This window comes from Pseudarthrobacter sp. NamB4 (genome assembly GCF_005796185.1).
In the GTDB taxonomy this organism is placed as follows: Bacteria; Actinomycetota; Actinomycetes; order Actinomycetales; family Micrococcaceae; genus Arthrobacter.
Genome location: NZ_VAHM01000011.1, coordinates 24,695 through 50,455 on the forward strand (window position 1 = coordinate 24,695; position 25,761 = coordinate 50,455).

22 protein-coding genes, 1 tRNA gene and 2 riboswitches are annotated in these 25,761 nt (G+C 65.2%); of the genes, 16 read left to right on the forward strand and 7 right to left on the reverse strand.

The genetic code is table 11. The features are described from left to right. Nucleotides 1–47: 47 nt before the first annotated feature. Nucleotides 48–1,178: a phosphoserine transaminase gene (gene serC / locus FDW81_RS11640; protein ID WP_138134355.1), complete on the reverse strand. Its 1,131-nt coding sequence runs from the start codon at nt 1,176–1,178 to the stop codon at nt 48–50. Nucleotides 1,179–1,458: 280 nt separating this feature from the next. On the opposite strand from serC, the gene FDW81_RS11645 reads away from it, so the two are divergent. The 10 genes from FDW81_RS11645 to FDW81_RS11685 all read left to right on the forward strand — a co-directional run bounded on the left by FDW81_RS11645 (nt 1,459) and on the right by FDW81_RS11685 (nt 12,654). Continuing rightward, the gene (locus FDW81_RS11645) at nt 1,459–2,154 is read left to right on the forward strand and encodes a metal-dependent transcriptional regulator (RefSeq protein WP_138134356.1); all 696 of its coding nucleotides are present in this window, start codon (nt 1,459–1,461) and stop codon (nt 2,152–2,154) included. Between the two features lie 119 nt (nt 2,155–2,273). Continuing rightward, nucleotides 2,274–2,516, forward strand: a riboswitch (cyclic di-AMP (ydaO/yuaA leader). Nucleotides 2,517–2,526: 10 nt separating this feature from the next. Beyond that, entirely contained in the window at nt 2,527–3,348 is an 822-nt protein-coding gene (locus FDW81_RS11650) for a M23 family metallopeptidase (RefSeq protein WP_138134453.1), read from the forward strand. A gap of 112 nt (nt 3,349–3,460) precedes the next feature. Beyond that, a riboswitch (cyclic di-AMP (ydaO/yuaA leader) is annotated at nt 3,461–3,660 on the forward strand. Between the two features lie 61 nt (nt 3,661–3,721). Continuing rightward, complete coding sequence (locus FDW81_RS11655) at nt 3,722–4,411, forward strand: C40 family peptidase (protein WP_138134454.1); 690 nt, start codon at nt 3,722–3,724, stop codon at nt 4,409–4,411. A gap of 157 nt (nt 4,412–4,568) precedes the next feature. Next, nucleotides 4,569–5,345 carry an NlpC/P60 family protein gene (locus tag FDW81_RS11660; protein WP_138134357.1) on the forward strand — a complete coding sequence of 259 codons (777 nt, stop codon included), beginning with the start codon at nt 4,569–4,571 and terminating at the stop codon, nt 5,343–5,345. A 290-nt stretch (nt 5,346–5,635) separates the two neighbouring features. Next, nucleotides 5,636–6,136 (forward strand): HNH endonuclease, encoded by a 501-nt coding sequence (locus tag FDW81_RS11665; RefSeq protein ID WP_138134358.1) that lies wholly within the window; start codon nt 5,636–5,638, stop codon nt 6,134–6,136. 50 nt (nt 6,137–6,186) lie between these two features. Beyond that, on the forward strand, nt 6,187–6,855 hold the full coding sequence (locus FDW81_RS11670; RefSeq protein ID WP_240720223.1) for a molybdenum cofactor guanylyltransferase: 669 nt from the start codon (nt 6,187–6,189) through the stop codon (nt 6,853–6,855). Continuing rightward, nucleotides 6,839–7,132 carry a DUF6457 domain-containing protein gene (locus tag FDW81_RS18130; RefSeq protein WP_171027193.1) on the forward strand — a complete coding sequence of 98 codons (294 nt, stop codon included), beginning with the start codon at nt 6,839–6,841 and terminating at the stop codon, nt 7,130–7,132. Before FDW81_RS11670 ends, FDW81_RS18130 begins: the two co-directional genes overlap by 17 nt. Beyond that, nucleotides 7,129–8,505, forward strand: coding sequence for a molybdopterin molybdotransferase MoeA (locus FDW81_RS11675; protein WP_138134359.1), 1,377 nt, complete (start codon nt 7,129–7,131; stop codon nt 8,503–8,505). Before FDW81_RS18130 ends, FDW81_RS11675 begins: the two co-directional genes overlap by 4 nt. A gap of 75 nt (nt 8,506–8,580) precedes the next feature. Further along, nucleotides 8,581–9,459 (forward strand): formate dehydrogenase accessory sulfurtransferase FdhD, encoded by an 879-nt coding sequence (gene fdhD / locus FDW81_RS11680; protein ID WP_138134360.1) that lies wholly within the window; start codon nt 8,581–8,583, stop codon nt 9,457–9,459. Between the two features lie 144 nt (nt 9,460–9,603). Next, complete coding sequence (locus tag FDW81_RS11685) at nt 9,604–12,654, forward strand: glycoside hydrolase family 38 C-terminal domain-containing protein (RefSeq protein ID WP_138134361.1); 3,051 nt, start codon at nt 9,604–9,606, stop codon at nt 12,652–12,654. Nucleotides 12,655–12,896: 242 nt separating this feature from the next. Here FDW81_RS11685 and FDW81_RS11690 read toward each other — a convergent pair whose 3' ends face one another. Together FDW81_RS11690 and FDW81_RS11695 are read right to left on the reverse strand one after the other, a co-directional pair. Further along, nucleotides 12,897–13,634, reverse strand: a complete 738-nt coding sequence (locus tag FDW81_RS11690) for a hypothetical protein (RefSeq protein ID WP_138134362.1) — start codon at nt 13,632–13,634, stop codon at nt 12,897–12,899. After that, a complete protein-coding gene (locus FDW81_RS11695; RefSeq protein WP_138134363.1) occupies nt 13,631–14,365 on the reverse strand; it encodes a hypothetical protein in 735 nt (244 codons plus the stop codon). The genes FDW81_RS11690 and FDW81_RS11695 overlap by 4 nt, the downstream gene beginning before the upstream one ends. Nucleotides 14,366–14,608: 243 nt before the next feature. On the opposite strand from FDW81_RS11695, the gene FDW81_RS11700 reads away from it, so the two are divergent. Both FDW81_RS11700 and FDW81_RS11705 read left to right on the forward strand, forming a co-directional pair. Continuing rightward, the gene (locus tag FDW81_RS11700; RefSeq protein ID WP_138134364.1) at nt 14,609–16,252 is read left to right on the forward strand and encodes an ABC-F family ATP-binding cassette domain-containing protein; all 1,644 of its coding nucleotides are present in this window, start codon (nt 14,609–14,611) and stop codon (nt 16,250–16,252) included. Next, nucleotides 16,249–18,162, forward strand: coding sequence for an ABC transporter ATP-binding protein (locus FDW81_RS11705; RefSeq protein ID WP_138134365.1), 1,914 nt, complete (start codon nt 16,249–16,251; stop codon nt 18,160–18,162). The genes FDW81_RS11700 and FDW81_RS11705 overlap by 4 nt, the downstream gene beginning before the upstream one ends. Here FDW81_RS11705 and FDW81_RS11710 read toward each other — a convergent pair. From FDW81_RS11710 to FDW81_RS11720, 3 genes are all read right to left on the reverse strand, one after another. Then, nucleotides 18,159–18,596, reverse strand: coding sequence for an NUDIX domain-containing protein (locus tag FDW81_RS11710; protein WP_138134366.1), 438 nt, complete (start codon nt 18,594–18,596; stop codon nt 18,159–18,161). The two genes, FDW81_RS11705 and FDW81_RS11710, sit on opposite strands and share 4 nt — an antisense overlap. Then, complete coding sequence (locus FDW81_RS11715) at nt 18,593–19,090, reverse strand: DUF6314 family protein (RefSeq protein WP_138134367.1); 498 nt, start codon at nt 19,088–19,090, stop codon at nt 18,593–18,595. Before FDW81_RS11715 ends, FDW81_RS11710 begins: the two co-directional genes overlap by 4 nt. A 1-nt stretch (nt 19,091) precedes the next feature. Next, nucleotides 19,092–19,164, reverse strand: a tRNA-Arg gene (locus tag FDW81_RS11720). Between the two features lie 81 nt (nt 19,165–19,245). On the opposite strand from FDW81_RS11720, the gene FDW81_RS11725 reads away from it, so the two are divergent. Continuing rightward, the gene (locus FDW81_RS11725; protein ID WP_138134368.1) at nt 19,246–20,007 is read left to right on the forward strand and encodes a DUF998 domain-containing protein; all 762 of its coding nucleotides are present in this window, start codon (nt 19,246–19,248) and stop codon (nt 20,005–20,007) included. Here FDW81_RS11725 and FDW81_RS11730 read toward each other — a convergent pair. Further along, on the reverse strand, nt 19,997–20,626 hold the full coding sequence (locus tag FDW81_RS11730) for a hypothetical protein (RefSeq protein ID WP_138134369.1): 630 nt from the start codon (nt 20,624–20,626) through the stop codon (nt 19,997–19,999). The genes FDW81_RS11725 and FDW81_RS11730 overlap by 11 nt on opposite strands. Nucleotides 20,627–20,658: 32 nt before the next feature. Between FDW81_RS11730 and FDW81_RS11735 the strand changes: the two genes are divergently transcribed. The 3 genes from FDW81_RS11735 (at nt 20,659) to sucC (ending at nt 25,758) form a co-directional block, all read left to right on the forward strand. Further along, nucleotides 20,659–21,489: an inositol monophosphatase family protein gene (locus tag FDW81_RS11735; protein ID WP_138134370.1), complete on the forward strand. Its 831-nt coding sequence runs from the start codon at nt 20,659–20,661 to the stop codon at nt 21,487–21,489. Nucleotides 21,490–21,576: 87 nt separating this feature from the next. Next, a complete protein-coding gene (gene pcrA, locus FDW81_RS11740) occupies nt 21,577–24,075 on the forward strand; it encodes a DNA helicase PcrA (RefSeq protein WP_138134371.1) in 2,499 nt (832 codons plus the stop codon). 513 nt (nt 24,076–24,588) lie between these two features. After that, complete coding sequence (gene sucC, locus FDW81_RS11750; protein WP_138134372.1) at nt 24,589–25,758, forward strand: ADP-forming succinate--CoA ligase subunit beta; 1,170 nt, start codon at nt 24,589–24,591, stop codon at nt 25,756–25,758. The last annotated feature ends 3 nt before the right edge of the window (nt 25,759–25,761 follow it).

The window sequence follows — 25,761 nt, forward strand, 5'->3', positions numbered from 1 at the left end:
GGGCAGGACCCGGGCGGCGCCGTCGTACATCAACTCCTGGTTGGACCTTACTTGCGCAGTTCGCCCACGACGTAGTCGATGCTTGCCAGCAACGCGGAGACATCTGCCGGTTCGATGGCTACGAACGTTGCGATACGAAGCTGGTTGCGGCCCAGCTTCCGGTACGGCTCAGTGTCCACGATGCCGTTGGCCCGGAGGACCTTGGCCACCACGGAAGCATCCACGGAGTCGTCGAAGTCGATGGTTGCGATGACGTTGGAGCGCTCGTCCGGGTTAACGACGAAGGGCGTGGCGTATTCGGAGGACTCCGCCCAGCTGTAGATGCGGCCGGCGGAGTCGGCAGTACGTGCAGAAGCGAAGTCCAGGCCGCCGTTGGCGTTCAGCCACTGCACCTGGGCATCCAGGGTCACCAGCGTGGACAGTGACGGGGTGTTGTACGTCTGGTTGAGCCGCGAGTTGTCGATGGCGGTCTGCAGGTCCAGGAAATCCGGGATCCAACGATCCGTGGACTTGATCCGCGCCGCGCGTTCCAAGGCGGCGGGGGAGAACAGGCCAAGCCAGAGCCCGCCGTCGGAGGCAAAGTTCTTTTGCGGCGCGAAGTAGTAGACGTCGCTCTCCGTCACGTCCACATCCAGGCCGCCTGCAGCTGACGTGGCGTCAACCAGCACCAGGGAGCCTTCATCCGCGCCCGCCACTCGCTTCACGGGAGCGAAAACGCCGGTGGACGTTTCGTTCTGCGGCCAGGCATAAACGTCAATGCCGGCTTCCGCCTGCGGCTCGGGGCGGGTGCCCGGCTCCGACTTAATGATGGAGGACGCTTCCAGGAAAGACGCCTTGTTGGTGGCGGCCGCGAACTTCGATCCAAATTCGCCAAAGGAGAGGTGCTGCGCCTTCTTCTCCACCAGGCCGAAGCTGGCAACGTCCCAAAAAGCAGTGGAACCGCCGACGCCGAGCACCACCTCATAGCCCTCAGGCGCACGGAAGAACCGGCTCAGGCCTTCACGTACTGATCCCACCAGGTTCTTGACCGGAGCCTGCCGGTGGGAGGTGCCGAGGATGGATTTCGATGCAGCGGACAGGGCATCAATCTGCTCCTGCCGGACCTTCGACGGGCCAGCACCGAACCGCCCGTCCTGGGGCAGGAGGTCGGCGGGAATAGTGATGCTGTTTTCGCTCACAGGTGCTCCAATTTCGGCGTGGACGCGGCACGGGTCCGGGACGGTTGTTTGCTGGCAGACAGTCGGCGGTGACGGCGACTCGGCCCTCCTCATTCTGCCCGAACAGCTGTTGCGGCGGGAACCGGGACCGTCATAGTCCAGACATTGAGACGGAGTTCTGTGACCCCGCCCAACTATTCGGACAAAGTCAAAATAGGCTAAGCTTTCCAACGGACTACGTCGCCCCTGAAGGCGATACGGTGGGACAACGCAAGGTACTGCGCTCGAGGAGCTGAGCTGGATGACGGATCTGATCGACACTACGGAGATGTACCTTCGGACCATCCTGGAGCTCGAGGAAGAAAACATCGTCGCCCTCCGCGCACGGATCGCCGAACGCCTGCGCCACTCGGGGCCCACGGTCTCGCAGACCATCGGAAGGATGGAACGTGATGGCCTTGTTGTTGTTTCCGGCGACCGGCACCTGGAACTGACGGAGGTGGGCCGGAAGCGCGCCACCGAGGTGATGCGCAAGCACCGGCTCGCGGAGCGGCTCCTGGCCGACGTCATTGGGCTGGACTGGGCCTACGTGCACGATGAAGCGTGCCGCTGGGAACATGTCATGAGCGAGCGGGTGGAGCGCCGCATCTACGAGATGCTGGACCACCCCACCCAGTCGCCGTACGGCAATCCCATTCCCGGCCTGGCGGCCCTGGGCGGCGAAGCAACTGCGCCCCATGCTGACGCAGCCATCAGCATGCTTGAGGCGATGAAGTCCTACGGGCCGGCGTCCGCCGTGACGGTCAGCCGCCTGGCTGAGCCCATCCAGGTGGAGCCTGAGCTTCTGGTCCAGCTCGACGAAGGCGGCATCCGGCCAGGGGCGGCGGTATCCCTGGAGCGGGTGGGCGACTACATTTCAGTGCGGGTTCCGGGCATCGAAGGCGCCTTGGAGCTGCCGCCCGAAGTAGCCGCACACGTGTTCGTGGCAGTCCGCTAGCGGGCGTATATTCGGGCGTCCACCTACCCCTTGTGCGCCCGGTCACGCGAAGATAACGGAATTGTTACTTAGGGTCTTAAGGCCCTATAGTTAACCGCAGCGTTGATACACAAGCGTTACCTGATCTGAAGCCGAGCTCTGCCAGCGGATCAGGTGTACGAGTCATTACTGGCAGAGGCGGGGGAACCACAAACGGCAGCGGGGGACTGCCTTGGGGTGAAGTCCGTCAGCAGCAAGCCTCTTCCAGTGAAGGATCCTTCCGGGGATATCTCTGTGCCGAAGCTTGCCCGCGGCGGACCGGGTCTTTGAACTCTCTGACCCGAATCCGACAGCTAACTTCGCAGGCTTTTCAGAGAGGAACCCTTCTTGACCATGCAGACCCCCAGGGGACGCCGCCGTGCGGCCGTCCCCGGTTCGACGCCGCGCGTTGTCGAAGCCGTCACGACGGAGCGCCCGCGCGATCCGCACCGTGATGCGCGCCGCCGTCGAGGTCCTTTCCGTCAGATCACCGAATTCGCGGCAGCCAGCGGAATCGGCCAAAAGGCCGGAATTGCGCTTGCTGCGACAGGCCTTGTGCTGACCGTGACCGTGCCGGCCACCAGCCCTGTCATGGCAGACGAGGCGGCAGGCGTCACCCCGGTCGCAGCCACCGCTGCCACGCCGCAGCCCCAGATCACGGCCGAAGCGGCCGCCCAGATCGATTTCAGCCGCTCCGCCGTGGTCACCCAGGCAGACCCTGACGGCAAGCTTAAGCAACTGCTCAGTGCGCAGTCTGCCGGTGCCGTCAGCCGTGCCGCCTCAGTGGGCAGCCTGGGGGCTCCGCTGGCCACCCTTTCCACCGCTTCCCCGTTTGGATACCGCGTCAGCCCGATTACCGGCGGCTCCGGAGACTTCCACCGTGGCCAGGACTACGTGGCCCAGTGCGGCACCTCCGTTTTGGCCGCCGCCACGGGCACCGTGACCTTCGTTGGCTGGCACCAGTACGGCGGCGGGAACCGGGTGGTGGTGGACCACGGCAATGGCCTGGAGACCACGTACAACCACCTCTCGTCCTTCAACGTAACGGAGGGCCAAACGGTCTCCCGCGGCGACGTTCTTGCCCTCAGCGGCACCACGGGCGCCTCCACCGGCTGCCACCTCCACTTCGAGGTGCAGGTCAACGGCGAAGTTGTCGATCCCACTGGCTGGCTCTAGTCAAACGATGGCGTGCTATCAATTGACCGTGACCTGTCGTGACCTGAATGTGACATTTCCAGAAAACTGCTGTACCGTCTAACTCGCGTCAACTTTTCCGAAGTTGACGCTCTTGTGCGGATTGCCTAACTCTGCCACCGCTCAAGGTCCGTTCGCATTTCATCGTCTGGCAGGGGCGGGGGAACCAATTTTTGGTCTTGGCTTTGGCGAAGACCTTGGGGTTAAGTCACAAAGCTTCCTGGGGAAGCAGCGTGGCCGGGTGACTCCCATCCGAATCCGACAGCTCACCTCGCAGGCATTGGGAGAGGCTACCTTCGTGTCTTCACGCCATAATTCTGCGCGCCACCGTGCCCATGCGGTTCGCACCAACCCCTTGGATACCGTCTCCAAGGCGGTTAGTGCCAATGCCGGGGCAGTAGGTCGCCAGGCTGCAGTTATCGCAGCTGCTTCCGGTCTCATCCTCAGCGTCGGACTGCCCGCCAACGCAACGGACACCACCGCCGGTATTTCCGCTTCCGCCGAGTCCGGGTCTGCACAGACCGCCCTGGCAGTGACTGCGGCGCCCACGGCCACGGTTTCCTTCGAGCGTCCGGTGGTCAAGACCACGGCAGCTCCCAAGCCTGCACCGGTGCGGGCACAGTCCACCGCCTCCCAAACCAGGGAAGCCTCCACGGCGGCGGCTCCGGCGTCAACGGCGGACAAGCTGGCTGAAACCGCCTCCTCCGCTGCCACTTCCGGGCTGGCCGCCGTCGCCTACACCGGCATCGGCAGCCCCTACGTTTGGGGCGGCACCAGCCCCACCAGCGGCTGGGACTGCTCGGGATTCACCCAGTGGGTCTACGCCCAGGCCGGCATCAGCATCCCCCGCGTCAACGCCTGGACCGCCATGACGCCTACCTCCACCCCCCAGCCGGGTGACCTGGTGATGCAGAACGGTGGCGCACACGTGGGCATCTACGTCGGCAACGGCATGATGGTCAGCGCACTCAACCCTTCACAGGGCACCCTGCTCCACTCGGTAGCCGCCACCGGAAGCTCGGCTTTTTTCACCATCGACAAATAGTTCTTGGACCTTCGGGTCCAAGAGCTTTTTCTTTGCTCCACGCACTTTCCGCTCCACCACATCCCCGTTCGGGACGTGCCGGCGTACCCCCAAGATGCCGGCGCCTCCAAACCCCTGTGTGCCCACACGGCGCTGAGGACAACGAAAGAGAGAACTGATGACTACTCGTGCTACCGCACGGCACCGTGCCGAGGTCACCAAGACCAACTCGATCGCCATCATTGCGAAGGCCGTCGGCGACAACGCCGGTGGCGTAGGACGCCAGGCAGCGGTCATCGCGGCTGCCTCCGGCCTGGTGCTGACCAGCGGTATTGCTGCAAACGCTGCCGACTCCAGCGTCCAGCGCGACTCCGCTCCCGCTTCCACGCTGGAAGTTGAATCCACTGTCGAGGCACCGATCTCTGCAGCCTCCACCATCGCCATCACCTTTGAGAAGCCTGCCGTCACCACCACGCCGGCGCCTGTCATCGAAGAACCCGAGCCTGTTGAGGTCGAGGAAGCCGAACAGGCTCCCGTAGCCGAGCCGGTGGCAGCCCCGAAGGTCACCGCCAAAGTTTCCACCGCTTCCGCTCCGGCTCCGGCCGCAGTTCCTGCCGCTTCCGCCAGCGGCAAGGGTGCAGCCATCCTGTCTGCCGCCTACGCCCAGCTCGGGGTTATGCAGGACTGCACCATGCTGGTCACCAACTCCCTGGCGGCAGTGGGGATCAACTTCCACGACTGGCCCGCAGGATACCTCTCCCTCGGCCGCACGGTGAGCGCTGCAGAGGCCCAGCCCGGCGACCTGATTTACTACGCCGACGGCGGCTCGGGCATGGCCCACATCGCCGTTTACGCAGGCAACGGCCAGGCCGTGCACGGCGGCTACAACGGCAACCAGACCGTCGTCTTCAGCGCCAACGTTGGTTCAGGCCCGGTCTTCATCCGCGTGAACTAGTTCACTCCGGCTCCTGCCGGGCTGGATAAACTTTGCGGAAAACCCCTGCCCTGCGGCGGGGGTTTTCCGCTTTTTAACCCTGGCAATGAGGGATGCGCCATCGCGGGGGTAACGGATGTGCGATGCTCCGAAGACACCGTGACAAAACCGACACGGTGGTTTCGCAAATCTGCGATTAGCTGATAGTGCACTTCTTTGTTTACTCTTGTGGTGTCGATCCATAGCCCGGACATGCCGAGGGCAGCCGGCCCTCGTGCCCCTGACGGGTGCGGCCGTGAAGAGGTACGTGCATGCGCACTCTCGTTCTGAATGCTGGATATGAACCGCTGGCGGTCATCACTTTCCGCCGGGCGCTGGTGCTTGTGCTCACGGGCAAGGCAAGTGTGGTTGCCGAAGGCGACGATCCCGTGGTGGGGCCGCAGGAGATTCTGGGCCGCCCGTCCGTGATCCTGCTGAATCGCTACATCCGTCCCAGGTACAACCAGCCCACGGCTGTCAGCCGCCGCGGGGTCCTAAGGCGCGATGGCCACAAGTGCGCGTACTGCGGCAAGGCAGCCCATACCATCGACCATGTCCACCCCAAGTCCCGGGGCGGCGCCGATTCCTGGGAGAACCTGGTGGCGGCCTGCCTGCGCTGCAACAACGTCAAAGGCGATCACACCCCGGCGGAGATGGGCTGGAAACTGCGGATCGTCCCCGAACCTCCGCACGGAACCATCTGGCAGATCAAGGAACTCGAAAAGCCGACACCAGCATGGGATCCCTTCCTGTTGCCGGAGCGCGCTGCCTGACCGGAAGTGCCGGACGCTTCCCTGAAGCTCCTGATGGCTAGGCTGGGAGAGTGGAGCAGAACGCTGTGGACTTCGATGCCGTAATTCTGGCCGGCGGCCGGTCTTCCCGCTTGGACGGTGTTCCAAAGCAGAGCCTGGTGTTCCACGATGCCACCCTCCTTCAACGGGCACTGGCTGCTGCTGCGGGTGCCGGCCGCACGGTGGTGGTGGGCCCCGAGACCGCAGTGCCGGTGCCGCGCGTGCTTTGGTGCCGGGAAGAGCCGGAGTTCGCCGGCCCGGCAGCGGCCGTCGCCGCGGGACTGGAGACCTTGTCGCAGGATGGGAACGACTCCGAATATACACTGGTGCTGGCCTGCGACATGCCCAGGGTCCAGGACGCCGTGGCGGTGCTGAAGGCAGCGCTGGCCACCACTGGTGGAGACGGCGTCATGGCCCGTGCCGAGGACGGCCGCCTCCAACCTCTGGCCGGTCTTTACCGCACAGCACTGCTGAAAAGGGCGGCAGCGGAGCTCGCCTCCCGCGGCTCCTTAATCAACGGTTCGGTGCGCTCCCTCCTTGCTAGTCTTGACGTGCAGCCTGTCACCGTCCCCGCCGGTTCCACAGCAGACGTGGACACTTGGGACGATGCCGCCGCACTAGGGATTGCCGCCGGACGCCAGGACCAGGACCGGCGGAGCCGGAGTCAATTTGGGAGGCAAGTTCATGAAAAGCCAGGATGAAACACTCGAAGAGTGGTGCAGGTCCCTGCTGCAGGCCTATGAACTCGAGGATGTCCAGGTGGACGTCAATGCCGTACTTGCCCTGGCCGGCGTGGCTGCCCACTCAGTGGTCCGTCCTGCTGCACCGTTGACCACCTTCATAGCCGGGTATGCCGCTGGCCTGGCCTCAGGTTCAGGGCAGGCCACCAATGCTGCTTCCATGGAGTCCGCACTGGCAGTGGCGCGTTCCCTGGCCGTCGACTACGACGACGAAGCCGCCGGGACGCCCCGCGAATGACGACGGAAGCACAGGACGAACCAAGCCCTCCCGAAGCCCGGCCGCCGCGGCACCTGGCGCACACCTGGGAAGAAGCACGCCAGGCCGCTTTTGACGCCGCTACGCCAATTCCTGCCGGCCCTGTCGCCCTGGAACTGGCGCTCGGGCGCAGGCTGGACCGCGACCTTGTTGCGCTGCACGACATGCCTCACTACGCGTCGTCGGCCATGGACGGTTGGGCAGTCAACGGCACCGGGCCATGGATCCTGGTGGAGCCAGGCACACCGCTGGCCCCGCACCAGGCAAGTCCCATCGTCACGGGCGGCCTCATCCCTCCTGGCGGTAAATCCGTACTCCGCAGTGAAGCTGCGGTTCTGGGCGAGGACGAGGAGGGACTGCCCATCCTCATGACCGGTGGGGCGGCGCGCCCAGGTGAGCCCCGCAGCGGCCAGCATGTCAGGAAAGCAGGGGAAGAAGCCCTCGAAGGGGACGTCCTGGTCAAAGCCGGCGTAGTGCTTAACCCCGCACACCTGGCCCTGGCTGCCCTCGCCGGGTACGACGAACTCGTGGTCCAGGGAAAACCGCTGGTGCGGCTCCTGCTGACCGGTTCAGAGGTGGTGGAGCATGGCCTTCCGCTTCCCGGACAGGTGCGTGACACGTTTGGCCCGCAACTGCCGGCAGTAGTGGAAATGCTCGGCGGGATCGACGGCGGTCAGCAAAGGATCGGCGACTCCTATGCGGACTGGCTCACCGCGCTGGAGGACGTGGTACCTGAGGCGCCGAGCGCACCGGACCTGCCCTCCGACGTCGTTATCACCACTGGCGGGACGGGACGGTCCCGCACGGACCATCTCCGGCGGGCAGTGGCTGAACTGGGTGGGCGCCTGATCATCGACGGCGTGGCCATGCGTCCCGGGCATCCGTCTGTTCTGGCGGAACTCCCTGACGGCCGGTTCGTCCTGGGGCTGCCGGGCAATCCGCTGGCTGCGATGATCGCCCTGTCCACAGTGGGCGCTCCGCTGCTGGCGGGCTTGGGGCATGCTGCCCTTCCGGCAGTGCAGGAGGTTCCCTGCGGAACGGTCCTCGAACCCGAACAGGGACGTACGCGCCTGATGCCCTTTCGCCTGCTCTACGGGATGGCCTCCCCGGCGCAGCACACAGGCCCTGGCATGATGCGCGGGCTGGCTGCAGCCGACGGCATCATGGTCGTTCCCCCGCACGGGGTCCAGTTGGGGGAGTTGGTGCCTGCCTTCGCGCTTCCCTGGGGGGCCCCGATTCCGGCGCCGCCCGACTCGTCCGCCAAGGCCAAGCCACACAGCGGCGGGCGGAGGGGGAGGACCACGGCCAAGCCCGCAGCGCCCGGACCGGTTGACTGGAGTGGGCTCCTTGGCTGAGGTGATCCTGCGCCATGTGCTGGTATCACCCCGGGCCGGTTGCGATGATGGAGGGATGAACAGGGAGAGTGTGGGATGGGACGCGTAACGCAGCGCCGCAAGGTGCATAAGTATGTGTTGGATGGTTCGCCGAACGCACTGGAGTTCCCGGTGAGGTACCGCGAGGATGTGCTGGCAGTGGAGGAGCCGCTGGAGATCCGGCTGGGCAACCTGTCCTACTCGGTCACGATGCGTACGCCCGGTGACGACTTCGACCTGGTGGCAGGGTTCCTGGTGGGCGAGGGCGTCATCTGGGACTCCGGGCAACTCGTCTCGCTGAGGTTCTGCGCGGGGGAAGACGAAAACGGAGTGCAGACCTTCAACGTGGTCGAGGCGCAGTTGCGGCCGGATGTGGAGATTCCCTCCATCGGCCGGAACGTCTACACGTCCAGCTCGTGCGGGATCTGCGGCACGGACTCCATCGAGGCCGTCCGGAAATCCTCCCGCTACAGTCCTGCGGCGGATCCCCTGACCGTATCGGCGGAGGTATTGGCGTCGCTCCCGGACATTCTTCGACAGTCCCAGCGGCTCTTTGACGATACCGGTGGTGTGCATGCTGCCGGACTGTTCAAGCTTGATGACGACGGCGGGGTGCAGCTTCTGTGCCTCCGGGAGGATGTGGGCCGGCACAATGCAGTGGACAAGGTGGTGGGGTGGGCCCTGCGTGAGGGGTTGCTGCCGCTGAGCGGCACGGTCCTCCAGGTTTCGGGCCGGGCGTCCTTTGAGCTCGTGCAGAAAGCCGCGCTGGCCGGAATTCCGGTCCTCGCCGCAGTGAGCGCGCCGTCGAGCCTTGCCGTCGAGCTGGCGGAGGCCAGCGGCGTCACCCTTGCAGGCTTCAGCCGGAGGACCAGCCTTAACGTTTACGCCGGGGACGCGAGGATCCTGCGGCCGAAGGCGGCAGCCCCGCCGTCGTAAGAGCTGTCCCTGCTGGTTCCTGTACCGCAGGAAACAGCAGGCGATACGGTTGTGGAAAGGGTTGGTAAAAGGGCTACCAGCCGGTAGATTTATCCATCGAATGGACACCTTGATCCAGTCCCCAAGCGCTAAAGAGGGCCAACATTGCATGACGACCGCCGGGTCACGGAAGTCCGCCTGCAGAGGTTTGTGCGTGAACGCATTGACCCTGCCCTCTACAGCCGCAGCCTTCCGCTGACGCTGAGCAGCTGGGACGTGCCGGATGAGCCAGTTCCCGCGCTGGAGGCGATGCGGCAGGAGTTCCAGCCCCAGGAGCAGGGCGCCCTGTGGGGAAAGCCGTGGGCCACCAAGTGGCTCCGGCTGCAGGGCGAGGTCCCGGAATCGTGGGGCACGGAACCCGACACCACGGTGGAAATACTGGTGGACCTTGGTTTCACCACTGAGATCCCAGGCTTCCAGTGCGAGGGCATGGCCTGGCGTCCGGACGGCACCACCATCAAAGCCATCTCGCCCCGGAACCAGTACATCCCGTTGAAGCTGTTGGGCAGCGGGATGGCGGTGGACTTCTACGTGGAGGCCGCCGCAAATCCCGACGTGGCGCAGGGCTGGACCTTCGCGCCCACTCCCTACGGCGACAAGTCGACGGCTGGAACAGCGCCCCAGTACAGGCTGGGAAGCATCGCCATTGCAGAACTGAACCAAAACGTTTGGGAACTCCAGCAGGACATCCGGACACTGGCCGGGCTGATGGCCGAACTGCCGGTGGAGTTGCCCCGGCGGCACGAAATCCTCCGGGCCCTTGAACGCATGATGGACCTCATGGACCCCGACGATGTTGCGGGGACCGCGGCGGCGGGGCGTGACGCCCTGGCCGCAGTATTGGCGCGGCCCGCCTACGCCTCGGCCCATCAGCTCGTTGCCACCGGGCACGCCCACATCGACTCGGCCTGGCTCTGGCCGGTCCGGGAGACCATCCGCAAATGCGCCAGGACGTTCTCCAACGTGGTGGCGCTGATGGATGAGAACTCTGGCTTCGTGTTCTCCTGCTCTTCAGCCCAGCAGTTCGCCTGGATCAAGGAGTTCTACCCCGAACTCTTCAGCCGCATCCGGGAAAAGGTCCGGACGGGGCAGTTTGTCCCGGTGGGCGGGATGTGGGTGGAATCGGATACCAACATGCCCGGCGGCGAGGCCATGGCGCGGCAGTTCGTGGAGGGCAAAAGCTTCTTCCTGTCGGAATTCGGCGTCGATTGCCGGGAGGCGTGGCTGCCGGACTCGTTTGGCTACTCAGCCGCACTGCCGCAGATCGTCAAGTCTGCAGGCAGCCGATGGTTCCTGACCCAAAAAATTTCCTGGAACCAGACCAACCGTATGCCGCACCACACGTTCAACTGGGAAGGGATCGACGGCACCCGCCTCTTCACCCATTTCCCGCCCGTTGACACCTACAACTCTGAGCTGAGCGGCCGCGAGCTGGCCCACGCGGAGCGGAACTACCGCGACCACGGCCGCGGAACCGTGTCCTTGGTGCCCTTCGGCTATGGCGACGGCGGCGGCGGGCCCACCCGGGAGATGCTTGCCGCGGCGTCGCGTGCCGCTGACCTGGAAGGCTCTCCGAAAGTCCGGGTTGGCTCTGCTGAAAGCTTTTTTGCGCAGGCCGAGGATGATTACCCTGTCCTGCCGGTATGGGTGGGCGAGATGTACCTTGAGCTGCACCGCGGAACCTACACCAGCCAGGCCAGGACCAAAAAGGGCAACCGGCGCAGTGAGCACCTGCTGCGGGAGGCGGAGCTGTGGTGCGCCACCGCTGCAGTCCGCACGGGAGGCGCTTTCGCTTACCCTGCCGCCGAGCTGAAGCGGCTGTGGCGGCTGGTCCTGCTGCACCAGTTCCACGACATCCTTCCCGGCAGCTCCATCGCCTGGGTGCACCAGGATGCCGAGCGCAACTACCAGGCCATCAGGGAGGGCCTTGAGGACATCATTGCGCAGGCGGCTGCTGCGGTCCTGGGCGCTGGGGACCGGACCTTCCTGCTGAACGCGGCGCCCCATCCCAGGGATGGCGTGCCAGCCCTGGCCGCCGGCGAACCTGCCTCCCGGGCAGAGCCGGGTGGCCTTGCACAACCGGCGACTGCGGCCGCTGACCACGGCGGCTATGTCCTGGACAACGGCGTGATCCGGGCAGTCCTGGACGCTGATGGGCTTCTCACCTCGCTAATGGACCACGCCAGCGGCCGGGAAGCCATTGCTCCCGGCCAGCGGGGTAACCTGCTTGAGCTGCACCGCGATACGCCCAATGAATGGGACGCCTGGGACATCGATGAGTTCTACCGGCGCAACGTCACTCCACTGACCGGTGCAACCTCCCTTCGCCTGGCAGGTGAAGCGGCAGAAGCCGCTGTGGTGGTGGAGCGGTTTGCGGGCAGTTCGGCCGTCACGCAGCGCATCAGCCTTGCCCCTGGCAGTCCGTCGCTTGCCATCACCACCTCTGTGGACTGGCAGGAGCGGGAAAAGCTGCTGAAGCTCGGCTTTCCCTTGGATGTCAGGGCTGACAGGTCGGCTGCGGAGACCCAGTTCGGGCACGTTTTTCGGCCCACGCATACCAACACATCCTGGGAAACGGCGAAGTTCGAGGTGTGTGCACACCGGTGGATCCACGTAGCGGAACCCGGCTACGGCGTGGCGATTTCCAACTCTTCCACCTACGGTCACGATGTCATGCGCAACATCAGGGATTCCGACGGCGGCACCACCACCACGGTGCGCCTGTCACTGTTGCGCGCCCCCAAGTTTCCGGACCCGGAGTCGGACCGCGGGCTGCACGAGCTGGCGGTGACCATCCGTCCCGGTGCCGCTATCGCCGATGCAGTGGAGGAGGGCTACCGTACCAACCTTGCTCCCCGGCTGGTCCGTGGGTGTTCCCCGGTGAAACCGCTCTTCTCCGTCAGCAACCCTGCACTGGTCATTGAAGCGGTGAAGCTGGCAGAGGATGGATCCGGAGACGTGATTGTCCGGCTGTACGAATCACTGGGCCAGCGGTCGGCGGGCCGGCTCACCGCGAACTTCCCTGTCCACGAAGCGCGTTCCGTTGACCTGCTGGAGCGCCCGGTCCAGGCCCCTGGTGTTGAAGCCGGCGCAGATGGTGCAGACCTGCGGTTGCGGCCGTTCCAGCTGGTCACGTTGAGGTTCGCCCGGAGATAGCGGCTGACCGGCCGGCGGAGTCCGGGGGCATTTCGGAGCGCCGGGTTGAGGATCCTAGGCCTTAAATAGGCTGAGTGGGGGCGGTCCCCAACGGCCGCCACCACTCATCCCCCCAATGCATGCAAAGGCCCCCGGAGCGGATAACGTTCAAGAATTTATCCCCGTTCGAAAACGCCCTGCGCTCCACCTTCACACATTCATGATTGTTTCATAATCTAATGATTTTGTGAAAGCCGGGCAGGTTACTTTGCGGTATATGTCCTTTTGGTGGAGATTCTTTTCCCGCTGCGCACTCTTGCTGCCCAAATCAGTGCCAGGCCAATGACGTAACACAGGACGGCGGTGTAGTTGATGACGAACTTGATGCTGCCCCACTCCGGCGGCACCACGGGAAACAGCAGTGTCAGGGCGACGGCTACTGCACCCAGCGCCAAGAGCCCGGCGCCAGCCCGCACCAGCAGCGGCAGGCGGTGGGTGACGGTGCGCAGCATCGCCGGCAGCAGAACCAGTGACACGTATGCCGGATAGGCCCTGCCGGCGGCGCCGTAGTACTCCACCAGGACAAAATTACGCTCACTCTTGCCAGATGTTGCCAACAGTCCGGCGGAGGAGCCTGCAGTGTCCATCATGAAGAACAGCACCACCAGCAGCAGGGAGACCACCAGGAGCACGGCCATGCCCGGTTTCCCCGTGATGAGGCGGATGGCCCCCTCTGCACCGAACCCCCGGCTGACGCGGATCCCCACGAAGTAAATCGCTGCAAAAATGATGAAGCGCAGCAGGAGGTTGGCCAGGTTGATTCCGCCCAGTGCCTGGTCGATGGCGACGTAGGGCGCCTCGATACTTAGCAGGATGGCCACGGTCAGGAGTCCGAAGATGTAGAACAGCGACCTGTTCTCCCCGCGGATGGCACTGGGCACCCGGGCTGCCGCGACCAGGCCGCAGATGGCCAGCGTCGACCACTGGAGTATTTCGATCATCCCAGGTTCTCCCAAATCTTTTCTGTTTGTGCTTGGTCCTGCTCCTGGCGCCGCAGCACTTTGCCCAACGCCTGCAGCCTGTCCCCGGCCAGGGCGGTGAGGTCGCCGTCGGACAGGCTGTCCAGGGCGCCCTGCCGGGCTCCGGGCGGCCAGCCTGCTTCTTCCTCGGTGATCAGTCCGGTAGCCACCAGGCCGCCAGTGGGTCCAACGCCCGCTGCATGCGAGGTGGCTACGGCAAGTTCCGGTGACAGCCGGTTCGCCGTCAACTGGGCAGAGTAGTTTTGGGGTGCGATGCCGGTGGCCGCGGAGACACGGTGCCGCACCTCGCCGTCGTCGATCGCATCAACCCAGTTCTTCACCGAGGTGGCGTGCGGGGCCGGCGACAGCGCCGGCGGGGTTTCCCCGCCGGCGGCCGGATCCATTGCAGGACGCGCCAGCACTGCCCGCAGGAGGTCTGCAGTGGAGATTTGGCTTACCAGTTCATCGCGGGTGGGCGAAGGCAGGGGGTTGGCCAGGGACCGGTATGGTTCGAAGGTGGCCAAAGCCTCAACCGGGTTGATGTTGTAGGCGCGGCTGATGCTGACCACCGTGCTGACGGCAACCTTCCCGCGTACGAGCTGCTGGGCGAGCGTGGTCCTTTTGATCCCGGAGATCCTGCAGACATCTGCCGTGCTGGCGTCCGGCGCAATTCCTTGCAGCCAGCGCTGGAACGCCTTGGCGGGGAGGGTCATGGAGGGCTCTCTGCAGAACGGGTGATGTGATGATTTTATCCTGCCTTTCGCTGCCTGGTTTTGCGCCCGCTGCCGTTTCGACTATGCTTGATGGTCGAGCCCGCTGGTCCGTACACCCCCCAAGTCCGGACCAGCGGGTTCTTTCATGTCCTGCGGCAAGGACGCCTTCCTGCCGCGCTGGGCATGCCCCGGCCGGGTTCCGGCAGGACACCCGCTGCCGGCGCAGCGGCGAAAGGATGATCAATGACTGCAACGCTTGTAGCGAAGGACATTTCCGGCGGTCACGACCATCGGCAGCTCTTCTCGGGCCTTTCCCTGACAGTGGCGCCCGGGGACGTAGTGGGCGTAGTAGGCGCCAATGGAGCGGGCAAGTCGACGCTGCTGCGGCTCCTGGCCGGCGTCGACCAGCCCCAGGAAGGTTCGGTCAGCCTTGCCCCCGCCGATGCCTTTGTTGGCTGGCTGCCCCAGGAACACGAACGCGTGCCGGGTGAAACGGTGGCAGGGTATGTTGCCCGCCGCACGGGTTGCGCGCAGGCAACAGCTGACATGGAATCCACGGCCGAGGCGCTGGGCTCAGGTGCCCCCGGCGCCGACGATGCCTACGCACATGCTTTCGACCGGTGGATGGCCTCCGGTGCTGCTGACCTGGACGACCGCCTTCCTGCCGTCCTGGCCGACCTGGGGCTGGAAACCGGTGCCGGTGCGCTGATGACTGGGCTGTCAGGTGGGCAGGCAGCACGCGTTGCGTTGGCGGCGCTGCTGCTGAGCCGGTTCGACGTAGTGCTGCTGGACGAGCCCACCAACGATCTTGACCTTGAAGGCCTGGCCAAGCTGGAGGACTTTGTGCGGGGACTGCGCGGCGGCGTGGTGGTGGTCAGCCACGACCGGGAGTTCCTGGCCCGCTGCGTCACCACAGTGGTGGAACTGGATCTGGCGCAGAATGCCGTAGCAGTTTACGACGGCGGCTACGAGGCTTTCCTGGAGGAGCGCGCAGTTGCCAGGCGGCACGCCCGCGAAAAATACGAGGAATTCGCGGCCACTAAGGCCGACCTGGTGTCCCGGGCACGGACCCAGCGTGAATGGAGCTCACAGGGCGTCCGGAACGCCATGAAGAAGAACCCGGACAACGACAAGATCCGCCGCGCCGCGAGCACCGAGTCATCCGAAAAGCAGGCCCAGAAGGTCCGGCAGATGGAGTCCCGGATTGCGAGGCTGGATGTGGTGGAAGAGCCGCGGAAGGAATGGCAGTTGCAGTTCTCCATCGGCAAGGCGCCGCGCTCCAGCTCTGTTGTAGCCACCCTCCGCGACGCAGTGGTCCGTCAGGGCAGGTTTACGTTGGGCCCGGTCAACCTCCAGCTCAACGCGGGGGAACGGATCGGCATTACCGGTCCCAATGGTGCAGGAAAGTCCACGCTGCTGCGGCTGCTGCTGGGCGGCATCGAGCCTGAGTCCGGCAGTGCAGCCCTGGGCGCGTCCGTTGCCATCGGGGAGATCGACCAGGCCCGCAGGCTCCTCGCCGGCCACCTCGCACTGGCCGATGCGGTGGAGGCTGTCCTCGTGGACCTGAACCCTGCGGAGGTGCGCACGCTGCTCGCCAAGTTCGGGCTCAAGGGGGACCATACGTCCCGCATCGTTGACTCCCTGTCACCGGGTGAGCGGACCCGTGCGGCGCTCGCACTGCTGCAGGCCCGCGGGGTCAACCTCCTGGTGCTGGACGAGCCGACCAACCACCTTGACCTTCCGGCCATCGAGCAGCTTGAAGAGGCCCTGGAGAGTTATGACGGAGCGCTGCTGCTGGTCACCCATGACCGCAGGCTGCTGGAGAACGTGCGGCTGGATGTACGTTGGGTTGTGGAGAGCGGAATGGTAGAGGAGCAGCAGCAATGAGCATGGAAGGGGTGGCCTGGAACTCCCTGTACAAGATCACGCGGGCCAAGAGCGGGTCCAAGCCTTTCTCCAAAGCAACGTTGAAACGGGTACTGGCTTTCGCCCGCCCGCACCGGGGCAGACTTGCCGCCTTCGTGGCACTGTCCGTGGTGATGGCATTCCTGGCCGTGGCAACGCCGGTCCTCGCCGGGCAGGTGGTGGACGCCATCGTGGCGAAGGCCGCAGCGGAGGAGGTGATCCGCCTGGCCGTGCTCATCGCCGTCGTGGCTTTGGCCGAGGCAGGCCTGGGCCTGGTGAGCCGCTGGCTCTCCTCCACTATCGGTGAGGGCGTGATCGTGGACCTCCGCACCAGGGTCTTTGACCACGTTCAAAAGATGCCCATCGCCTTCTTCACCCGCACCCGCACCGGTGCCCTGGTCAGCCGCCTGAACAACGACGTCATCGGCGCCCAGTCGGCGTTCGCCGGCACCCTGTCCGGCGTGGTCAGCAACGTTGTGGCACTGATCCTGACGCTCATCGTGATGCTGGGGACCTCCTGGCAGGTGACCGTACTGGCCATGATCCTGCTGCCCGTCTTCCTCATTCCCGCGCGGCGAATGGGATCCAGGCTGGCCGACCTGCGCCGGGAGGCGGCGGAGCACAATGCCGCCATGGGAACCCAGATGACCGAGCGTTTCTCCGCTCCGGGCGCCACCCTCGTCAAGCTCTTCGGCCGCCCGGACGAGGAATCACGTGAATTTGCCGCCCGTGCGGGACGTGTCCGTGACATCGGCGTCCGAACAGCCATGCTGCAGTTCACCTTCGTCACGGCACTGACCCTGGTTTCAGCGCTCGCGCTCGCCCTGGTTTACGGCCTCGGCGGCTGGCTGGCGATCACCGGCCAGCTCGCAGCGGGCGACGTTGTGGTGCTCGCCCTGCTGCTGACCAGGCTCTACGCGCCGCTCACTGCACTGTCGAACGCCCGGGTGGAAATCATGAGCGCCCTGGTCAGCTTTGAACGGGTCTTCGAAATCCTGGACCTCAAACCGCTGATCCAGGAGAAGCCGGACGCTGTGGCAGTTCCTGCCGGCCCGGTTTCCGTGGAGTTCGACGACGTCCGTTTTGCCTACCCGTCCGCAGACAAGGTCTCCCTCGCGTCGCTGGAGGAGGTGTCCACGCTGGACACCCGCGGCGGGGAGGAAGTGCTCCACGGCATCAGCTTCCGGGTTGAACCCGGGCAGACCGTGGCCCTGGTGGGCTCATCAGGCGCCGGCAAATCGACCATTGCGCAGCTGCTGGCCCGGCTCTATGACGTCGATTCCGGCGCCGTTCGCCTGGCCGGCAGCACACCCGGCAGCGGTTTGGACCTGCGTGACGTGACGTTCGAGTCCCTGCGCGACACCCTGGGCATGGTGACCCAGGACGGACACCTCTTCCACGAAACCATCGCCTCGAACCTGCGCCTGGCCCGTCCGGATGCGACTGAAGCGGACATGTGGGAGGTCATCCGGCAGGCCCGGCTTGAAGGCATGATCCGTTCCCTGCCTGACGGGCTGGACACCGTGGTGGGGGAGCGCGGCTACCGGCTCTCGGGCGGCGAACGGCAACGCCTCACCATCGCCAGGCTGCTGATCGCGCAGCCGCGGGTGGTTATTCTCGACGAGGCAACGGCCGCGCTCGACTCCACGAACGAAGCCGCCGTCCAGGCAGCCCTGGGCGCCGCGCTTGAGGGGCGCACCGCCGTCGTGATTGCGCACCGGCTCTCCACCGTCCGCGCGGCAGACGCCATCCTGGTGGTGGAGGACGGCAGGATCGTGGAACGCGGGACGCACACCGAACTTCTGGCTGCGGAAGGGCGTTACGCGGAGCTTTACCGCACGCAGTTCAATGAAGCCACGGCAGTGGCGCAGGAAGCTGTTCCCGAGTTCTAGTCTCCGCTGCGGGCAGAACTCCGCGCGCTGGCCAGTTCGGGCAGGATGTGGTCGGTCAGCAGCGGCGCGAGGTCCTGCGGCAGGGCCGCGCCCCGGTCGAGGGCAGCGAGGTCCAGCCATCGTATCTCCGCGATTTCTCGGGACGGACTGGCCTCCCAAGTGCCGGGCGCGGCGAACACGGTGGCTTCAATGTCGGTGGCCGCCTCGTTCGCGGCGGCGGCAATCCAGACACCCATCAGCTGCAATTCCCGCGGGTCCACGATGATGCCCACCTCTTCAGCCAGCTCGCGGGCTGCCGCCTGGACGGCGGTCTCGCCCGGCTCAGGCTTGCCGCCCGGATGCATGAACATGGACGTGCCGCGCTTCCTCACCGTGAGCAGCCTGCCGGCGTCATCAAAAACGCAGACAGCAGAAACGACAATGCGGTTCTTCATACCGCCGTGCCCTCTGCCCGCGTCAGGTGTGAAGTCAGCAGCAGGTCCTTCCGCGGCCCTTTCACATCCCAGGTGTAGCTGAACCTCTCCGGGCTTTCATAAGCGTAGGAAACCCGGTACGTATCCGGATCACACCAGTGGCTGTCCAGGCTGGCTTCCGGGGAAAAGCTCATCCTGTGGAAGGGGCGGCTGTCGGGGAAGAACACGTCAAGGGCATCAGGGCGTTCGGTGGCCCGCAGCACGTATTCACGGGAGGCGGGGCCGGTGAAGGACGGCCAGCGCATGGTGCCTTCCTCGCGGAGGGCCAGGTTGCCGTCGGACGTTGGAAGAAAAAGTACGACGCCGGAAAAGGTTCCGCGGGTGCCTTCCGCGCGGTCCAGCAGGTCTCGCTGGATGGTCCAGCGGCCGGCCCCGGCGCTGCCGGCCGAGGGGCCGGGGCGGCCGGCACTCAGGAGGTAGGAGCGGAGATCTTGCTCCGGGGAACGAAGGTTCAAGTGCCCTCGATTGGAATCGAACCAACGACACCGGCTTTAGGAGAGCCGTGCTCTATCCACTGAGCTACGAGGGCTTGGTCCGTTGGGCTGGCAGACCAGTCCGGCCGGACACGGTTACAAGCATACAAGGTGCAGCACCGTACTACGCTCAAGGCATGACTTCAGTGCCGTCCGCAGTCCCAGCAGTGGCCTTCATTCCGGACACCATGTCCACGCGGCAGTACATCGGAGCGTGGTCGGTGCTGAGCGTGCTGCAGTATTTTGCGGCGGAGGCGGCGGTGATTGGAGCCTGGGCGGGGCCGCGGCCCTACGACCTGCGCACCGGCTACATCAGCGACCTCGGTGCCCTGTACTGCGGCGTGTTCGACGGCCGTGAGGTCTGCTCGCCGTTGAACTGGCTGATGAATGCCTCGTTCGTGGTCCAGGGCATGGGAATGCTCCTGGGCGCTGTCCTGCTCAGCTCCGGGCTGTTGTGCGTTGCGGCACGGGCGGGGATACGGGTCCAGGCTGGCCGCCGGAAGCCATGGCTCGCGGCGGTCTGGGTGCGCCTGCTGACTGGAACGGCCGGGGCGGGGACCGTCATTGTTGGGCTGGTGCCAGAGGATGCCGGCTCCGGCTGGCATTACGCGGGAGCGGTGATGTACTTCCTTGCCGGGGCTGCCGCCCTGCTGGTGCTGGGCGTCCTCTGGCTGCGGAAATCGGGGATGGCCTGGTTCATCCTGGTGTGCGGCGGAGTTTCCCTCGCTGCGCTGGTGACCGGCGGTGTAACCGGCATGGACATCCCGGAACCAGGGACCCTGGAACGCCTCATGGCGTACCCCGTCACGGTAGGAATGGCAACCGCGGGCCTGGTGATCGCCGGCCGGGTGCACCAGCACCGGAAGCAGGCGCGCATGGCGGCAACCGTCACGGGGTAGCTTTCGGCCTCCGGGCGCCCAGGAATACTGCAACAGCTCCCGCCACCAGGCTCAGGACGAGCAGGACCCACCCGGCAACGGTGAGGCCGGACGCCAAAGCCACCTGTCCGGGGTCCGGAGCATCTGTGGCCAGCACGCCGTCGATGGCCACATTGCCCCAAAGCCGGACCACAACGAACAGCAGCGGCAAAGCCCAGAGCGCCCAGCGGAGGGTCTTCCGGGCCACGTTCGTCCCGATCAGCAGCAACCAGGTGAACGCGAAGATCAGCGGGAACAGGGTGCCTGCGGTTTTGTGGACGTAGTTGAGCTGGCCGCGGGCGTCTTCATCCATGGCCGCGTCCAGCTGCCCGATGTAGGCGGGGTCGAAGCCGCCGATGAGCGAGTCCGGCATGGCCAGGCCGGTGGACAGCTGCCGCAGCTGGTCCAGGGTCAGCAGGTGCAGGTACCAGAACAGGAAGAGGCTGGCCACCACGCCGGCGATCACAATGAGGTTGCTGTTGCTCCTGGCCTTTTCCGGCGTCCGGGCCGTGGTGGGATTCACCGCCGGTGGAAGGTGGTGCTGCGGGACAGCTGCCTTGGAGCCGTGCTTCTTGATCCGCTGCGCAGGTGTCTTGGCCATGGCACCATTATCGCGCCCCATAAACTGAGAGCATGACCATTGGCCGGCACAGCGCTGTTGAACTTGATCCCTCACTGGACGACTACCAGCTGGCAGCAGCCCTGGTGCGTGAGGCCGGGCAGCTGGCGCTCCTCATGCGGATGGCGGGTCTGCAGTCACAGCAGAAGACCTCCATCTCCGACGTCGTGACGGCGGCTGACCATGCGGCCGAAGCCTATGTGCTGGAACAGCTGCAGCGCTGCCGGCCGAAGGACGGCATCGTGGGTGAGGAGGGCGCGTCGGTGCAGGGCAGCAGCGGCCGGACCTGGGTGATCGATCCGGTGGACGGCACCTACAACTTCCTGCACGGCTCCACGTACTGGTGCTCGGCCATCGCCCTGAAGGATTCCGCCGATGTGGCGCTCGGTGCGATCTTCCAACCGGAGGAAGACAAGCTTTGGCTCGGCGGCCGGAAGTACCCTGCAACCCTCAACGGCGAGAAGCTGACCGTTTTCCAGGACAACGGGGGAGAGCGGAACGCTACCGCCGTTGCCGAGCTCGGGGCGGCAACCTACATCCACCCCAGCTGGCTGATGGACCCGTTGTGCGCCATGCCGTGGCACGCGGCGGCAACCTCGGCGGCAGCGCTTCGGATGCTTGGTTCTGGCTCCTGCGATCTTGGTCGGGTGGCGGACGGGCAGATCGGATGCTGGTTCCAGCACAGCTGCCCAGAGTGGGACTGGCTCCCGGGCAAGGCCATTGTCCGCGCTGCAGGCGGGGCCGTGGATACCGTCCGCGTCAACGGCCTGGAATGGTTCATGGCAGGAGGCACGACGGCGGTCCGCGAGTTGCGTGCGGCATTGGAGTCCGGGGCAGTCGACTAGGACAGGCGGGCGCAGCTTCTGCGGATTAAGCCGTAATCCACAGGCTGGAGCGGGCCGTCAGTCCCACCGCCTAGACTTGTAGGCACCATGGATATGTTGTTTGACCCGTACTCTGACGGACCTTTCAAAGCCGCTCCCACCGCTGCTGCCCGCACCAAGTCGCCCGCTGAGGGCGCAGTTGCGGGGCCGCGGACCGGCGGCAGCGTCCGCGGGAACCGGGGGCCGGAAGGGCAGGGCCACCGCGGCCACCGCCTCGACGCGGCCGCGCTTCTTGAAGGGCTGAACCCTCAGCAGGAGGAAGCCGTCAAGCATGCCGGCTCCGCACTGCTTATCGTGGCGGGCGCCGGTTCGGGCAAGACCCGCGTGCTCAGCAACAGGATCGCCTACCTGATTGCCACCGGCCGGGCCCACCACGGCGAAATCCTGGCCATCACTTTCACCAACAAGGCTGCCGCCGAAATGCGGGAACGCATCGAAAAGCTTGTGGGCGGCCGGGCCAAGATCATGTGGATCTCCACTTTCCACTCATCGTGCGTCCGGATCCTCCGCCAGGAAGCGGCCAACGTTGGCCTGAAGGCGAACTTCTCCATCTACGACTCCGCCGACTCGCTGCGGCTCGTCACGCAGGTGTCCAAGACGCTGGACCTGGACCCCAAGAAGTTCGCGCCCAAAGCCATCCAGCACAAGATCTCGGCATTGAAGAACGAACTTATCGACGCTGATTCCTACGCTTCCGCCGCGAACTACAACGACCCCTTCGAGCAGGCAGTTGCGGACGTCTACAAGGGGTACACCCAGAGGCTGCGCCAGGCGAACGCCATGGACTTTGACGACCTCATTGCCGAGACCGTCTACATGTTCCGTGCCTTCCCTGCCCTTGCCGAGTCCTACCGCCGGCGGTTCCGGCACGTGCTGGTGGACGAATACCAGGACACCAACCACGCACAATACGCTTTGGTCCGCGAGATCGTCGGCGAAGGGCCGGGGGCGTCGGAGCTCACGGTTGTGGGTGACTCAGACCAGTCCATCTACGCCTTCCGCGGAGCCGACATCCGCAACATCGTGGAATTCGAGAAGGACTACCCCGAAGCCCGGACCATCAAGCTGGAGCAGAACTACCGCTCCACCCAGAACATCCTCAGCGCGGCCAATTCCGTGATTTCCCGGAACCCCAACCGCCCCGAAAAGCGGCTGTGGACGGCCGAGGGCGAAGGCCACAAGATCATCGGCTACGTGGGCGAAAACGAGCATGACGAGGCCCAGTTCATCGCCAAGGAGATTGACAGGCTCCAGGACGAGGACAACCTCCGCCCCGGGGACGTGGCCATCTTCTACCGGACAAATGCGCAGTCCCGCTCCATCGAGGACGTGCTGGTCCGGGTGGGCCTGCCCTACAAAGTGGTGGGCGGCACGCGCTTCTACGAGCGCAAGGAGATCAAGGACGCCCTCGCGTATCTGCGCGTCCTGGTTAATCCGGACGACGACGTCAACCTTCGCCGGGTGCTTAACGAACCAAAACGCGGCATCGGTGACCGCGCCGAGGGTGCCGTGGCGGCCCTCGCCCAGCGGGAACGGATCTCGTTCATGGCGGCCGCCCGCCGTGCTGAGCAGGCTCCGGGGATGGCCACCCGTTCCGTCAACGCGGTCCTTGGTTTCGTGAAACTGCTGGATGACCTTGCCGAGGTAGCTGCCGGTTCGGGCGCAGCGGCGGCACTGGAAGCCGTCCTGGAGCAGACAGGCTACCTGGCGGCCCTGCGCTCCAGCGCCGACCCTCAGGACGAGTCCCGGGTGGAGAACCTGGCGGAGCTGGTCGCCGTCGTCCGTGAATACGAACAGGAGAACCCGGAAGGATCCCTGGAGGCCTTCCTGGAGCAGGTGTCGCTGGTGGCTGATGCCGACCAGATTCCCGATGCCCCCGGAGCCGACATTGATGCCGCCGTCGCCGAGGCCAAACGGCTGGGCGTGGTCACCCTGATGACGCTGCACACCGCCAAGGGCCTGGAGTTCCCGGTGGTGTTCCTGACGGGCATGGAGCATGGGCTGTTCCCGCACCAGCGCTCGGCCACAGACCCCAAGGAACTGGCGGAAGAGCGCAGGCTTGCCTATGTAGGGTTGACCCGTGCCCGGAAGAGGCTCTACGTTACACGCTCGGAGGTCCGCAGCATGTGGGGGCAAAGCCAGTACAACCCGGCAAGCCAGTTTTTGGAGGAAATCCCCGCCGAACTCCTGGAATGGAAGCGCGAAGGAACCAGCAGGCAGTCCGGCGGCTGGAGCAGCGGATCCATCAGCTCAGGCCGCTACGGCGGATCCTTCTGGGGTGCCGGAACCGCCCGCGGTGGCGCTGCGGACTCCGCAGCCGGGTTCAACGCGGATGTCCCTGCTGCTGTCGCGCGGAACCGGGTGCAGCCGCAGAAGGAGATCGTGGCCGTCAGCGTGGGGGATAAGGTCAACCACACCAGCTTCGGCAACGGTACTGTCCTGGCCCTCGAAGGCGCGGGGGACAAGACCGTGGCAAAGGTGAAGTTCGACGTCGGCGAGAAGCGCCTGCTGCTGCGGTACGCGCCGCTCACCAAGCTCGACGCCTGACAGTCCCGGCCTGAGGGGCGGAGACGGCCGCAGCCCCGGCGTCACACAAATGGAGGCAACCTACGGTCCGAACGGCAGCAAGGCCGCCCCGCTGGCCGAACTGCCGGTCCTGGCCGGGGCCAAAACCTCGAAGGGAACGGACTTCGCTGTTTCGCTACAACGGGGGTGTGGCATGCGGAAATGTGCCTGCCCGGCGTCGGTTGCTTTGTTTCCGCAGAGCGTTACGAACTGACCCCCGCCCTCCCGCGAACCATGCAGCCGGGCCCTTCAGAGCCCTCAAAAACCCCGTAATTCCGCGGTTTTTCTACGCCTCATAGAATAGTGTCCTTACTCACATAAGAGGTAGTCTGGGACGGCCCGGTCCTTCCAAAGGACTAGAGTTCCCCATGGAGCATTACGCCGCGTGGCTCGTTTCCAGACAGGCCGCCGGTGCGTGCATTCCGCAGCCCGGTCATCGTCTTCGATGGTGTCCGACTGTACAGAAACTACTTCGACGTAGAAGGACACTAAACCGTGGACCTGTTTGAATACCAGGCGCGCGATATGTTCGAGGCGCACGGTGTACCCGTGCTTGCCGGCATCGTGGCGCACACCCCAGAAGAAGCAAAGGCAGCTGCCGAAAAGATCGGCGGCGTGACCGTCGTCAAGGCACAGGTCAAGGTCGGCGGCCGCGGCAAGGCAGGCGGCGTGAAGGTTGCCAAGTCCGCCGACGAGGCATTTGAGCACGCCACCAACATCCTGGGCATGGACATCAAGGGTCACACCGTCAATAAGGTGATGATCGCCCAGGGCGCGGACATTGCCGAGGAATACTACTTCTCTGTCCTGCTGGACCGGGCCAACCGCAACTACCTGGCCATGTGCTCGGTTGAGGGCGGCATGGAAATCGAACAGCTCGCCGTCGAACGCCCGGAAGCACTGGCCAAGATCGCCATCGATCCTGCCGTCGGCATCGACCAGGCCAAGGCCGACGAGATTGTTGCAGCCGCAGGCTTCGCTGAGGAACTGCGCGGCAAGGTCGCCGCCGTGATCCTCAAGCTGTGGGACGTCTTCAAGAAGGAAGACGCCACCCTCGTGGAGGTCAATCCGCTGGTCAAGACCGGCGCCGGTGAGATTGTCGCCCTGGACGGCAAGGTATCCCTCGATGAGAACGCCGAGTTCCGCCACGCCAAGCACGCCCTCCTTGAGGACAAGGATGCTGCCGATCCCCTGGAGGCCAAGGCAAAGGCCCAGGACCTCAACTACGTCAAGCTCGACGGCGAAGTAGGCATCATCGGCAACGGCGCCGGCCTGGTCATGTCCACTCTCGACGTCGTCGCCTACGCCGGTGAAAACCATGGCAACGTCAAGCCCGCCAACTTCCTGGACATCGGCGGTGGAGCCTCCGCCGAGGTCATGGCCGCCGGCCTGGACGTCATCCTGGGTGACGAGCAGGTTAAGTCCGTGTTCGTGAACGTCTTTGGCGGCATCACCGCCTGTGACGCCGTCGCCAAGGGCATTGTCGGTGCGCTGGCCGAGCTCGGCCACACCGCGAACAAGCCGCTGGTAGTCCGACTCGACGGCAACAACGTCGAGGAAGGCCGCCGCATCCTGAACGAGGCCAACCACCCGCTGGTAACCCTGGCCGCCACCATGGACGAGGGCGCCGACAAGGCCGCCGAGCTCGCCAACGCAGCGAAGTAAAGG

What these genes read in the sequence shown, in the direction of transcription:
- fdhD (WP_138134360.1), top strand. Translation starts at nt 8,581, where the DNA reads ATGGGACGCGTAACGCAGCGCCGCAAGGTGCATAAGTATGTGTTGGAT.
- FDW81_RS11695 (WP_138134363.1), bottom strand. Translation starts at nt 14,365, where the DNA reads ATGACCCTCCCCGCCAAGGCGTTCCAGCGCTGGCTGCAAGGAATTGCG.
- FDW81_RS11645 (WP_138134356.1), top strand. Translation starts at nt 1,459, where the DNA reads ATGACGGATCTGATCGACACTACGGAGATGTACCTTCGGACCATCCTG.
- FDW81_RS11730 (WP_138134369.1), bottom strand. Translation starts at nt 20,626, where the DNA reads ATGGCCAAGACACCTGCGCAGCGGATCAAGAAGCACGGCTCCAAGGCA.
- FDW81_RS11700 (WP_138134364.1), top strand. Translation starts at nt 14,609, where the DNA reads ATGACTGCAACGCTTGTAGCGAAGGACATTTCCGGCGGTCACGACCAT.
- FDW81_RS11665 (WP_138134358.1), top strand. Translation starts at nt 5,636, where the DNA reads ATGCGCACTCTCGTTCTGAATGCTGGATATGAACCGCTGGCGGTCATC.
- FDW81_RS11705 (WP_138134365.1), top strand. Translation starts at nt 16,249, where the DNA reads ATGAGCATGGAAGGGGTGGCCTGGAACTCCCTGTACAAGATCACGCGG.
- FDW81_RS11725 (WP_138134368.1), top strand. Translation starts at nt 19,246, where the DNA reads ATGACTTCAGTGCCGTCCGCAGTCCCAGCAGTGGCCTTCATTCCGGAC.
- FDW81_RS11675 (WP_138134359.1), top strand. Translation starts at nt 7,129, where the DNA reads ATGACGACGGAAGCACAGGACGAACCAAGCCCTCCCGAAGCCCGGCCG.
- FDW81_RS11735 (WP_138134370.1), top strand. Translation starts at nt 20,659, where the DNA reads ATGACCATTGGCCGGCACAGCGCTGTTGAACTTGATCCCTCACTGGAC.
- FDW81_RS11660 (WP_138134357.1), top strand. Translation starts at nt 4,569, where the DNA reads ATGACTACTCGTGCTACCGCACGGCACCGTGCCGAGGTCACCAAGACC.
- pcrA (WP_138134371.1), top strand. Translation starts at nt 21,577, where the DNA reads ATGGATATGTTGTTTGACCCGTACTCTGACGGACCTTTCAAAGCCGCT.
- FDW81_RS11690 (WP_138134362.1), bottom strand. Translation starts at nt 13,634, where the DNA reads ATGATCGAAATACTCCAGTGGTCGACGCTGGCCATCTGCGGCCTGGTC.
- FDW81_RS11650 (WP_138134453.1), top strand. Translation starts at nt 2,527, where the DNA reads ATGCAGACCCCCAGGGGACGCCGCCGTGCGGCCGTCCCCGGTTCGACG.
- FDW81_RS11710 (WP_138134366.1), bottom strand. Translation starts at nt 18,596, where the DNA reads ATGAAGAACCGCATTGTCGTTTCTGCTGTCTGCGTTTTTGATGACGCC.
- FDW81_RS18130 (WP_171027193.1), top strand. Translation starts at nt 6,839, where the DNA reads ATGAAAAGCCAGGATGAAACACTCGAAGAGTGGTGCAGGTCCCTGCTG.